Here is a 12,795-nt window from a genome sequence, read left to right as displayed (position 1 = left end):
TTTTAGGGGGGAAGTCTATGATTATATCAAATTTCAGTAAATATTCTAATTTGCTAAAGGGGTATACAGAACTGCGATGCCAAGAAAATTCATCCATAGGTATAATGATGACAAATGGCAGTTTGATTCAGAATATTAGAACAAATTCTAGTGGTATTTCTGCAAGAGTAAATGTAAATGGAGCATGGGGATTTGCTTCTAATTCTAATATTAAGGATGAAAGTATTAGACAAGTACTAAATATTGCAAGGCAAAATGGGGAATTTTTAAATTCTAAGTCAGTGAGTAGGCATAGAGAGTTAATAATTTCAAACTATTCTATAGAAAAATCATTTGCTACAAAGAAGGCAAGATTAACTCAAAAACAATTAATAGAATTTACTAAAGAGATAGATAATTATATTATAAAAAAATATAGTAATTTAGTTAGCAGAAGTATAAGAATTAATGAATTAAATATGGAAAAAAGTCTTATTACATCTTCAGGAGCTGAGTTATATTCATTTTTACCAAGAGCAAATATAATGATAGAATTAGTGGTTAATGATAATAATGGTGTACCTGTAGAATTATATGAAATTATAAGTGGATTGGGTCAATTTGAGGATAAGTTTTTAAAACCAGATGATCTATATGAAAAAATAGATAAGACTTATGAAAGACTAAGAGAAAAGGCTGAGGGAGTATATGCAAGTGGTGGATTAAAAGAGTGTATATTGGCTACAGATTTAGCTGGTATCCTTGCCCATGAAGCAGTTGGACACACTACAGAGGCAGACGTTGTACTAGCTGGCTCTATAGCAAATGAATATATGGGCAAAGAGGTAGCTAGTCCGTTAATTACTTTAGTGGATTATGCTAATACAGCATTTGGTGATACATGTCTAGTACCTATATATATAGATGATGAAGGAACTAAGGCAGAGGATGTAACTATAATAGATAAGGGCATTTTAAAGGGATATATGCATAATAAAGAAAGTGCAAATATGTTTAATGTAGCACCAACGGGAAATGCAAGAGCCTATGAGTTTTCAGATGAGCCTATAATAAGAATGCGAAACACTTGTATCCTTCCAGGAACGAATAAACTTGAAGAAATGATTGCTTCTGTAGAGGATGGATACTATCTAATGAATCCTGGTAATGGTCAAGCTGATGCTACTAGTGAGTTTATGTTTGGAGTAACTATGGGCTATGAAATAAAGAATGGAAAGCTAGGTAAAGCCATAAAGGATACCACTATATCAGGAGTGGCCTTTGATATGTTAAAGACTGTTACTATGGTATCTGATGACCTTTCATGGTCAAATAGTGGAATGTGTGGAAAGAAACAACCTATAACTGTAGGTATGGGTGGACCTGCAATAAAATGTAGTGTAAATATAGGGGGAAAATAGTATGGGAAATAGAGAAATAGCCTTATATTGTATTGATAATATAGTGAAGCAAGGGGCGGATAAGTCTCAATGCATTCTTAAAAGTAATAAAAAATATGAGTTGAATTTTGGAAATGAAGATATAACTCTTTTAAGAACAACTATTGATACTAACATAGATTTAGTAGCTATAAAGGATGATAAAAAATCTACTATAACCTTAAATAAACTAGAAGAAGAAGCAATAAATACAAAAATTAAAGAGTTAATGGAGATGTGTGAATCAGCAGAGAGTGATCAGTGTAATGATATTGCAGAAGAGCAACCTAAAGAGGAATTTAGTAGTGGAGCTAGTGAGCCAGACTTAGATAAGATGTATGAATTTACAAGTGTATTTTTAAAGAAACTAAAGGAAGAGTTTCCACAGGTTAAGTTTTCGGATGGAACTACCTTAGAATTTAATAGTAGTGAAACTAATTTTTTAAATTCTAATGGTGTAGACTTTAAAATAGTAGAAGGAATATATAGAGTTGACATAGGGTTCTTGGCAAAGGAGGGTGAAAAATCTACATCTTTTACAGGTTTTAGTTATTTATTTAATGAATTACCTTTAGATTTTATGGAGTATGCTGATGTTAGACAAAGATTTAAGGATATAGTTAGTCAACTTAATTGCGAGAGAATAAAGGATAAATTTATTGGAGATATAATTTTAACTCCAGAGTTAGTAGTAGAAATGCTATATTACTATAATATAAATTTTCTTGGAGATAGATCACTAATTGGTGGTACAAGTATTTTAAAGGATAAATTAAATGAGAAGGTTGCTAATCATAATTTTACGGTTAAATGCATGCCTCTAAATGATGAAATAGCTAATAAGAGTTTTGTAACTAAAGATGGCTATAAAACAGAAAATATAAGTATCATAGAAAATGGGATATTAAAGTCATTTATTATAGGATTATATGCTGCAAAGAAAATTGGAAAGCCAGTTACTAAAACTGACTTTAATATAGTTGTGGATAATGGAGATAAATCCATAGAAGATATAATAAAATCGACTAAAAAAGGAATAATTCTAGGAAGATTTTCAGGAGATATGCCAGCATCAAATGGAGATTTTTCAGGAGTAGCTAAAAATAGTTTTTATGTTGAAAATGGAGAAATTAAGTATGCCATAACTGAAACTATGATAACTTCAAATTTAAAGGATATGTTTAATAATATAGAAGAAATCTCTATAGAAACTTTAAATACTGGAGAATCCGTAACTCCTTGGATGAAAATTAAAGGTGTAACTATTTCAGGAAATTAAAATCATAAAAGCTCTATGACTGAAGACTTTTAGTCATAGAGCTTTGCTATATATTGTTTATTCTTCACCTTTAAATATGGAGCCTAATCCTTTAATAGCTAAAAATATTATAAGCATTACTACAAAGATTCCGCCCATACCTTTACCCATTACAATTAAACTTTCCATGAATGCCTCTATATTTATATTCATTACATGCCACCTCCGATTAAGAAGAGAACTAATCCACCAGCTATAACAGATCCTATTTGTCCAGATACGTTAGCTGCAACCGCATGCATTAATAAGAAGTTTTGAGGATCTTCTTTTTGACCCATTTTTTGGATTACTCTAGCGGACATAGGAAATGCAGATATTCCAGCTGCTCCAACCATTGGATTAATTTTATCCTTTGCAAATAGATTTATAAATTTAGCAAATAAAACTCCACCAATAGTGTCAAATATGAAGGCAATTAGACCAAGACCTATAATCATAAAGGTTTGAGAGGTTACAAAGAATTCAGCTTTCATCTTAGAAGCTATAGTAATTCCTAAAAGTAAGGTTACTAAGTTAGCTAATTCATTTTGTGCAGTGCTGGATAACCTTTCTAAAACACCACATTCTCTAATTAGGTTACCAAACATTAAGAAACCTATTAAAGCTACAGAGGTTGGTGCAATAAGACCAGCAATAACAGTAACTATTATTGGAAATAATATCTTTGTAGTTTTAGAAACAGATTTAGGATTGTACTTCATTTTTATCTGTCTCTCTTTTTTAGTAGTTACTAGCTTGATAGCAGCTGGTTGAATAATTGGTACTAAAGACATATAAGAATAGGCGGCCACGGTTATGGGTCCTATGTAATTGCTTTTAAAATAGTTTGCAACAAAGATAGAAGTAGGTCCATCAGCAGCTCCTATAATTCCGATGGAAGCTGCATCTTTTAATGAAAATCCTAATAGTGCCGCTAAAGAAATGGTAAAGAATATACCAAACTGAGCTGCAGCGCCAAATAAAAGCATTTTCGGATTTGTAAGCAATGGACCAAAGTCGATCATAGCTCCAATACCTATGAATAAAATAAGTGGAAACAGCTCATTAGCTATACCCATATTAAATAAATTGTCTATTATTCCGATTTCTTCATGACCATTAATAAGTTGAGTTACAGCTCCAGAGAGCGGTAAGTTTACAAGAATTGCACCAAACCCCATTGGTAGTAAAAGTGCCGGTTCAAAACCTTTTTTAATTGCAAGCCATATTAGCCCTGCACCTATACCCCACATTATTAGTTGTTGCCAGGTGACGGACATTATGCCTTTCAGTAGAAATTCCATGATTAATCCTCCCATATAAGTTGAATATTTTGCCATTGTAGTTAGTGAGTGTAATTATAATAAAATAGTATTCCCCAATATATTTATTACAACAACATAATTTTACTACAACGTATACATAATTTCTATAATTGTATTTATATAACATAAAAATAACCTAGGTTGTAGTAAAAAGTGAATAGAATAATCACTTAACCTACAACCTTAGGTTAAAATATAATCATTAAGTAGTTAAGTAATCTTTTAGTGTTTTTATAATAAAATCTATGTTTTCATAACTAATCCAGTAGTGAGTAACAAATCTCATTAAGCCATCTTCTATATCACAAACCTTTATGCCTCTTTCTAAAAGGTGTTGAACTAAGTCTTGAGAATTTACAGAAGTAGGTAGCTCAAAGAATACCATATTTATGTGTAGGTTATCTTCCATTACTTTAAATCCAGGAAGTTTTGCTAGTTCTTTAGATAAGTATACAGCTTTCTCATGATCTACTTTTAGGTTTTCTCTCATATCTTTTAATGCCACAAGCCCAGCAGCAGTTATTACACCACATTGTCTTAAGCCACCACCCATTAGTTTTCTATATTTTCTAGCTCTATCAATAAATTCTTTGCTACCTGCTAAAATAGATCCTACAGGAGAACAAAGTCCTTTTGATAAGCAGAACATTACTGTATCTACATTTTTAGTGATTTCCTTTACATCTACATCAAGATAAGCAGCAGCATTAAATAATCTTGCACCATCTAAATGAATAGGTAAATTATATTTATTAGCAACTTTTCGTATTTCAGCCATATTTTCTAGAGAAATAACTCTTCCATTTGAATGAGAATTTTCAAGACATATTAAGGCAGTATCAGGATAATGGATATCTTCTTCTTTTCTTATGGTTGCTTCTATTTCACTAGGTGAAAGTTCACCCATATTGCTATTTAAGGTTCTAAGTTGAACTCCAGCAATAATTGATGCTGCTCCAACTTCATGACAAACTATATGACAGTCATTTCCTAGAATAACCTCATTCCCTTGTCTACAGTGAGTAAGTAATGAAAGTTGGTTACCAAAAGTTCCACTAGGAACAAATAGTGCAGCTTCTTTGCCTACAAGTTCTGCAGCATATTTTTCAAGTTCTACAGTAGTCTCATCATCTCCATATACATCATCACCTACAGTAGCTTCATACATAGCCTTTCTCATAGCTTCCGTCGGTTCTGTTACGGTGTCACTTCTTAAATCGATAAATTTCATACATATCCCCCCTACGTCATAATTAAATTGTACTATGAGAGGGGTTAAAAGTCTAGAATATCTCATGATATTTCAGATAAGAGAGAATTATAGAAAAAATTTCAAATTATATAATTATTTTCATATAACATATATAATATTAGTATGAATTATAAATTTTTAATACAGAGTTATATTAAAAAGGGGTTGAGTTTAAATGAAATCTGCTACAAAGGATCGATTACAATTATTGCTTATAGGTATCTGTTTTTTATTAATGTTATTAGGGGTTAGATATATAATTGGGAGCAATATTGAGGCAATATCTTATATAGGTATGGTGAAGATTGTAAGAGAAAATGATGAAGAATCTATAACCATATATAAGAAGTATAATAATGCTTATGGATACAAAATAAAAGAACAAGATAAGTTTTTATTAAAGTATGAAAGTGGATATAATAAAAGTAATTTAGAAACATTAATGCTAACAGAGGAACAGTACAATGAATTAGTAGAAGGATAATACTATTGGTTTAAAGTAAAGAATTATGATCCAGAGAAAGATAATAGTGGTGTTGTTAAAAAAATTTATACTAGTAATCCTAGGGCGAAATAAGTTAAAGGTTTTTGAAAATGTTGTTAACTAGATTTTAAATTATGGGTATAACGGAGGAAAACAATGATAGATGTATGTTTATTAGGCTGTGGAGGATCTATGCCAATGCCGGAAAGAAGCCTTTCAGCTACTTTAATTAATTATAAAGGAAGAAAGATACTTATAGATTGTGGTGAAGGGACTCAGGTTTCTATGAAGATGGTGGCATGGGGGTTTAAGTCCATTGATATTATATGTATTACCCATACCCATGGAGACCATATCATAGGACTTCCAGGGCTTCTTTCAACTATAGGTAATAGTGGTAGAACTGAGCCTTTAACTATAATTGGTCCTGAGGGAATTACTAGGGTTGTAAATGGTCTAAGGGTTGTTGCAGAATATTTACCCTATGAGGTAAATATTATAGAAGCCCCTTCAAAGGTAGAGCTTAATGTATCAAAGGATGGGATATATGTGGCAGAGAATAATGAGCATAGAAAAATTCATAGTAGTGAAATAATATTAAATGCTATAGATGTAGACCATTCATCACCTTGCAAGGGATATAGTTTTTATTTTAAAAGGGAAAGAAAGTTTAATGTAGAAAAGGCTATGGCAAATAACATTCCTAAAAATCTATGGAGTAAGCTACAAAGGCAGGAAGAAGTAACTTTTGAAGGGAAAACATATACTGGAGATATGGTATTAGGAGATGAGAGAAGAGGAGTTAAGATTAGTTTAATAACTGATAGCAGACCAATGGATTCAATGGTGGAATTCATTGAAGAAAGTGATTTGTTTATCTGTGAAGGCACCTATGGTAAGGATGAGGATATAGACAAGGCTATCAAAAATAAGCATATGATTTTTAGAGAATCTGCCACTCTAGCTAAGGAAGGGAGAGTTAAAGAGCTTATATTAACTCATTTTAGTCCTATTATGGGAGAACCAGCACAGTTTATAGATAATGCTAAAAAGATATTTGAAAATAGTATCATAGGAGAAGATAGGATGGTTAGGGCATTAACTTATATGAACTAAAATGAATTATTCATTAAATTTATAGCATTATAACTCTATATATTGTAAAATGTAGGGTATACTGTTATATTGACTAAAGATAAACTGTAAATATGAGTAAGTTGAAATTGATGTAAATGTAGTTTTAATTATTGCTGGAGGTCTAAAATGGATAATATTATTAATAATGATAAAATTAAAGATAAACCTAAAAATTATAAAAAGGAGTACTTAATAGGGATATGTATTTTAATAGGATTTATATTTCTCCAATTATTTGTTTCAGGATTTCATGATATTTATGATGATTCACCAGTGTTTTGGATTATACTTATGATATGTGGTATTGGGTTTCATAGGAAGAATTGGAAGGAATATATGATATTGATTTTTCCAATATTAAATTATTTTATATTTAGATTTTTTTATATTTATATTCCTAACTATATTATAATTTTTATAGTATTATCAGTTTTAACTATTTTTTATGCAGTTAAAGAGAATTCCGATAAAAAGAAAATAAAGATTGCTTTAGTTATAGTTCTAGGTATATTGTTATTTTCCACAAACTACTATGTTTATTCTAATCGAATAATAAAGGATGGAAATTTAGAGGCAGAAATAAAACGTTCACAGGAAATAAAAAAGCCTGCCTTTCTTTCTTTAAAACAAGGTGAATTAGATGAAATAGAAAGTATTTGGATTAGTACTGTTAGCAAGGTAAAGAGCTTAAATGGTATTGAGCATATGAATTACCTTAATACACTTTTTATAGATGATGAAGGTTTTATTATGGATTATAGGCCTCTTTTGCAATGCAAAAATCTAAAACGAATGTCTATCTGGTATGGATATCTAAATAAATTAGGAGAGCTTGATACTTTTGGAAAATTAGAAGACTTAGAAATTGTTTTTCCTAAGAAAGGTTCTTTAGAAGAGATGCCATATTTTCCAAATGTAAAAAAACTTGATATTCAGACTAAGAAGCCTACTAGCCTTTTAGGTTTGAAAAATTTCCCAGAAGTTGAGAAGTTTTCACTATCTGTTACAGGGATTCCCAATTTGGAGGGTATAGAAAACCTTACTAATTTAAAAGAAATTACACTACATGATAAGGTTATTAAGAATTATGATAAATTGCTTAGTATGCCTACATTGAAGAAAATATCATTATATTCACCACTTAATGTTAATGAAGAGCTTATAAAAGCAGCCAAAGCTAAAGGCATAGAAATTGAGATTATGGAAGAATCTAAGATAATATTTGAATAAATTCAAGTAATATGTAAGATGAATTTATGAATAATAAATACTAATTATAATTATAATTATAATAAATACCTATGGACTAAAACACTGTTGTGTGCCTAGTCCATAGGTATTGTTTTGTTAAAAAAATTATGTTATATAAGTTTTTCATTAAGTTATTTTTCAATATTATATGTCATAAAATTATATTCTTTATGACTTTTTAAATATGTAGACATTAGGCTTATTAGTGGTAATAAAATTAAATAAAAAGAGAATAAAATAGCTCTTGCATCTACACCTAAAGTGGTTAAAGGTACTAATACAGCTACATTCCAAGGTATTAAAGGAGCTATTACAATAGCTGAATTTTCTAGATCAAGTGCCAAGTGTTCTTTATCATAACCTAATCTAATATAGGTATCATTCATAGTCATTTTTGTAAGCATTACTGCCAATACTTGAGTACAGCCAACCATGGAACTAATGATACTAGTTATTATTGTAGTGAGAAATAAAGTATCAGGTCTTTTTATTTTATTTAAATATTCTTCTATAAAATCTAGCATATTAGCCCCTTGAAATATTCCGGTAAGTGCTGAAGAGAGAAATACTATAAAGGCTAACTTTATCATTGATATTATACCTCCACCCTTTATGATGCTGTAAAGAGGGTTATCAATAGGTAATTGAAAACCAAAGATGGCAGTTTTAATAATTTCACTACAGGTAGCATGTTGAAAAATGAAGGATATAATAGCAGCAACAGTCATACTGATAAACATAGAAATTTTCACTTCAATTTTAAAGAATGATAGTACAATTATAATTAATGCAGGAAGCAATGCTATTATATTTATATTAAAAGTTTCGGTTAGCTGAGATAATATATCTGAGTTACTATAATTTACAGGCATGAATAAGGATAGAATTAAATATAAACCTAGAGATAATATTAAGGGCATTAAAGAAGTTTTAGTCATTCTCTTAATATTATCGTAGAGATTGGTATTTGTAATAGATGCAACTAGATTTGCACTGGAAGACATAGGTGATGCTCTATCTCCAAGATAGGCACCAGAAAGAATTGCTCCAGCTATTATAAGGGTATTACCACCACCAGCTCTAGCCATTACTATCAAAGAAATACCTACAGTACCAATGGTACCAAAAGAAGTTCCAAGGAGCATGGATATAAAAGCTGACAAAATAAAGGCGCTTACAGCAAAGAAGCTTGGATGAATAAGATTAATTCCATAATAAACAATTGAAGGAACTGTACCAGAAATCATCCAAAGAGAAACGATTGCTCCTATTAGAATAAATATCTTTAATACCCCTAAGGATTCTTTGCCTCCTTCAATTAAATATCTAAATCCATCCCTAATGGAGACGCCTCTTTTTATTGCTATAATAAAGAATATACATAGTACCATGAATAAAGATAGAACAGTATCTATATTTATAATTACTCCTGTTATAAATATAATTGTAGAAATGATTAGCCCTAAAATTACGTCCATAAAAATCCCCCATATAAATAAATTTCACTTATATATTATCTTTAATATTATAAATTTACAATATAGAAAGCGATAAATTTATAGTCTACTGATTTTAAAAATATAGTAAATTCAGAAAAAGGTGTTATATGGAATGAATTTATTTTTATTTTGTGGGATTATTTGGTTATATTTACGTATATTATATAGAGAATATTTTAGGGAGTGATTGTTGTGAGAAGAAAAGTGATTCCTGTAATAATTTTTGCAGTAGCAGTTTTTCTTGCTGGTTGTGGTAATAAAAATAGTGAAGAAGATAAGAATATTCATGTAGATACTAATATAAATAATAATAATAATGTTGTAACAAACAACACTGATAATACCTTAAAAGAAGAAAAAAATACAGGTTCTAAAGAAACTACTAAAGAGAATAGCACTACTAGACCAGAAGAAAGTAATAATAACCATAAGTCAAGTTATAGTATAGATGACTATTTTAAATTTAAGGGAAATGTAAAATACAGTTATACTGGTACAAATTCAGAGTATGCAGAATATGTTACCTACGTTGATTATATAAATGGTAATAAGGTTCAACTAAGAAGTAATAATGGAGGAACAGAAACGGTCACAGTTTTACAAAATAATAATGGAGAAATTGCAAAAATATTTGAAAGAAATGAGTGTTATTATAGAGAAAATTTCACCAATAAACCATATAACGTAAGTGAAGTATTACTAAAGGAGCCACTAGAGGTAGGTACTACATGGAAATTATCAGATGGAAGTAAAAGATATATTTCAAAGGTAGATGTAAAGATTTCAATAGGCAATGGAGATTGTAGTGCTCTTGAAGTTACCACAGAAAATACAAATGGCCAAATTGATTTACAGTATTACGCTGTTAACAAGGGGTTAATCAAATCTATTTATGATATTAAAACCATGAAAGTTACTTCAACTTTAAAAAGTATAGAAGAGAATATGAGATTAAATCAAAGTATAAGATGTTATTATCCAGATGAAAATTATAAAATTCATTATGAAGATAAGAATCTTACTTTTTCCACTAATGATATAACTAAAATTACCATTCAAAAATTATTTAAGAACTTTCCAGGAAATAACAAGGGCCGATTGTTAGGGAAAAATGTAACTATAAATAGTTTATATTTAAATGATGATGGTATGGTATATATAGATTTTAGCAGTAATTTTGTAAAAGAAATGAATGCAGGCTCAGGATTTGAAAGTGCTATCTTAGAGAGCATTGTAAATACTATAGGAAAATACTACGGAGTTAATAAAGTTTATATCACTATAGATAATAAGCCTTATAGTTCAGGTCATATAGTAAAAGCTAAGGGTGAATATTTTAAAGTAACATGTGAATAAGTTAGGAAAAATTTTTATAAAAAATGTGTTGAATATTAAAATGATATAAAAGCTATTTAAAAAGTAGTATATTAGATAAACAATTTCATTAAAAGATTACTAAATGGTATCTTTTAGGTGGAATTGTTTATTTTATGTAAAATATAATAACAACAGAAAAACCAACAATAGACACATAAATACAATAATTTATTATAAAAAGAAAATGAATTTAATAAATTAAGAAAATTTATTAAATTATAAAACATTATATAAAACAGTAGAATAAACATAGAAAAGTTAAGATGATATTAAGATAATTATTATATAAATTAAGGGGGATATAAAGACAATGAAAACGAATAACATTTCTCAGGAAAAACGGCCTAGCTTTGGAGCAGCAATATTTATAATTCTTTTCTTATGTGTTGCAATGGCTTTACAAATTTTTGTTTTTAAACAAAACTATGCTACTCATATTACACTTATCATAGTAACAGCTGTTGCTGCAGTAGTAGCATTAATATCTGGGTTTACATGGAAAGATATTGAAGATGGGATTGTATATGGATGTAATATTGCATTAGTACCAATGCTTATACTTATGCTTGTAGGAGTTCTTATTGCTACATGGATTGCAGCCGGAACTATACCAACTCTTATATATTATGGGTTAAAAATAATATCTCCATCATTCTTTCTAGTTACATCAGCATTAGTTTGTTCTATAGCTTCAGTTTCAACAGGAAGCAGTTACACTACAGGAGCTACATTTGGAGTTGCATTCATGGGAATAGGAATGGGACTAGGAATTCCAGCACCATTAACAGCAGGTGCAGTAATTTCAGGAGCTATTTTTGGTGATAAAATGTCTCCATTGTCAGATTCTACAAATCTGGCAGCTGGTGTGGCAGAAGCTAACCTTTTTGATCATATTAAATCTATGTGTTATACTACAGGACCGGCTTTTATAATATCATTAGTGCTTTATGCATTTATAGGATTTCAATTTAAAGCGGATGCTATAGATGCTTCACAAATTAATATTATACTTAACGGATTGAAAGATAACTTTACATTAAATCCATTAATGTTAATTCCACCAATTATAGTTGTTATTTTAGCAGTAAAAAAAGTTTCTGGACTTGCAGTAATGGTTATAGCATCTATTGTGGGATTAATATTTGCTGTGATATTTCAGGGGTTTGGAATTGGAGAAATGCTTGGATTTATGAATGATGGATTCATATCTAGCACGGGAATTGCAGAGATCGATGCACTTCTAAGCCGAGGAGGACTTCAAAGCATGATGTGGACAATATCACTAGGATTTATTGGAATAAGTTTTGGTGGACTACTAGAAAAAACTAAAGTTTTAGGTGTTTTATTAGAAAAGATGTCAGGGCTAGTTAGTAAACAGGGAGGATTAATCACTACACATGTTATTTCATCTATTGCAGTTAATTTATTCTCTGCAAGTCAATATATAGCATTAATAATTCCAGGAAGAATGCTTGTACCTGCTTATAAAAAACTTAAAATTCTTCCTCAAGTTTGTTCAAGAACTTGTGAAGATTCTGCAACGGTTACTTCACCATTGGTTCCATGGGGATTATGCGGGGTATATTTTTCAGGAGTTTTAGGGGTCTCTACCATTGAATATATACCTTATGTATTTTTAGCATTACTTTGTCCTTTAATTACAATTATATATGCATATACTGATAAATTTGTATTTAAAGAAGGCGATATAAAATCTTCAAGTACTTATGAAAATAAATCTGTATAGTTAGGGGT

The 12,795-nt window shown here is 29.9% G+C and carries 11 protein-coding genes; 7 read left to right on the top strand and 4 right to left on the bottom strand.

Annotated features, from left to right (window positions below; all coding sequences use genetic code 11):
- Positions 1–17: 17 nt before the first annotated feature.
- Together B2P65_RS03495 and B2P65_RS03490 are read left to right on the top strand one after the other, a co-directional pair.
- On the top strand, positions 18–1,400 hold the full coding sequence (locus tag B2P65_RS03495) for a TldD/PmbA family protein (protein ID WP_346847437.1): 1,383 nt from the start codon (positions 18–20) through the stop codon (positions 1,398–1,400).
- Between the two features lies 1 nt (position 1,401).
- Positions 1,402–2,697, top strand: coding sequence for a metallopeptidase TldD-related protein (locus B2P65_RS03490; RefSeq protein WP_346878269.1), 1,296 nt, complete (start codon positions 1,402–1,404; stop codon positions 2,695–2,697).
- Positions 2,698–2,754: 57 nt separating this feature from the next.
- Here B2P65_RS03490 and B2P65_RS03485 read toward each other — a convergent pair whose 3' ends face one another.
- The 3 genes from B2P65_RS03485 to B2P65_RS03475 form a co-directional block, all read right to left on the bottom strand.
- On the bottom strand, positions 2,755–2,889 hold the full coding sequence (locus B2P65_RS03485) for an OadG-related small transporter subunit (RefSeq protein ID WP_341349072.1): 135 nt from the start codon (positions 2,887–2,889) through the stop codon (positions 2,755–2,757).
- Positions 2,889–4,019, bottom strand: a complete 1,131-nt coding sequence (locus B2P65_RS03480) for a sodium ion-translocating decarboxylase subunit beta (RefSeq protein ID WP_346849150.1) — start codon at positions 4,017–4,019, stop codon at positions 2,889–2,891. The genes B2P65_RS03485 and B2P65_RS03480 overlap by 1 nt, the downstream gene beginning before the upstream one ends.
- Before the next feature lie 223 nt (positions 4,020–4,242).
- Entirely contained in the window at positions 4,243–5,271 is a 1,029-nt protein-coding gene (locus B2P65_RS03475; RefSeq protein WP_346878003.1) for a GntG family PLP-dependent aldolase, read from the bottom strand.
- Positions 5,272–5,467: 196 nt separating this feature from the next.
- On the opposite strand from B2P65_RS03475, the gene B2P65_RS03470 reads away from it, so the two are divergent.
- From B2P65_RS03470 to B2P65_RS03460, 3 genes are all read left to right on the top strand, one after another.
- Positions 5,468–5,776 (top strand): hypothetical protein, encoded by a 309-nt coding sequence (locus tag B2P65_RS03470; protein WP_346849148.1) that lies wholly within the window; start codon positions 5,468–5,470, stop codon positions 5,774–5,776.
- Positions 5,777–5,932: 156 nt separating this feature from the next.
- A complete protein-coding gene (locus B2P65_RS03465) occupies positions 5,933–6,892 on the top strand; it encodes a ribonuclease Z (RefSeq protein WP_346879601.1) in 960 nt (319 codons plus the stop codon).
- 147 nt (positions 6,893–7,039) lie between these two features.
- Complete coding sequence (locus B2P65_RS03460; RefSeq protein ID WP_346879600.1) at positions 7,040–8,143, top strand: hypothetical protein; 1,104 nt, start codon at positions 7,040–7,042, stop codon at positions 8,141–8,143.
- 152 nt (positions 8,144–8,295) lie between these two features.
- Here the strand turns inward: B2P65_RS03460 and B2P65_RS03455 are convergent, their stop codons facing one another.
- Positions 8,296–9,642 (bottom strand): Na+/H+ antiporter NhaC family protein, encoded by a 1,347-nt coding sequence (locus tag B2P65_RS03455; RefSeq protein ID WP_346879599.1) that lies wholly within the window; start codon positions 9,640–9,642, stop codon positions 8,296–8,298.
- Positions 9,643–9,855: 213 nt separating this feature from the next.
- On the opposite strand from B2P65_RS03455, the gene B2P65_RS03450 reads away from it, so the two are divergent.
- Together B2P65_RS03450 and nhaC are read left to right on the top strand one after the other, a co-directional pair.
- The gene (locus B2P65_RS03450) at positions 9,856–11,019 is read left to right on the top strand and encodes a GerMN domain-containing protein (RefSeq protein ID WP_346879598.1); all 1,164 of its coding nucleotides are present in this window, start codon (positions 9,856–9,858) and stop codon (positions 11,017–11,019) included.
- A 331-nt stretch (positions 11,020–11,350) separates the two neighbouring features.
- Complete coding sequence (nhaC, locus tag B2P65_RS03445) at positions 11,351–12,787, top strand: Na+/H+ antiporter NhaC (protein WP_035135290.1); 1,437 nt, start codon at positions 11,351–11,353, stop codon at positions 12,785–12,787.
- The last annotated feature ends 8 nt before the right edge of the window (positions 12,788–12,795 follow it).

Source organism: Clostridium sp. UBA3061 (genome assembly GCF_002367465.1).
In the GTDB taxonomy this organism is placed as follows: Bacteria; Bacillota; Clostridia; order Clostridiales; family Clostridiaceae; genus Clostridium_J; species Clostridium_J sulfidigenes.
The sequence above is the reverse complement of the archived record's forward strand: the minus strand, read 5'-3'. Positions and strand labels throughout refer to the sequence as shown.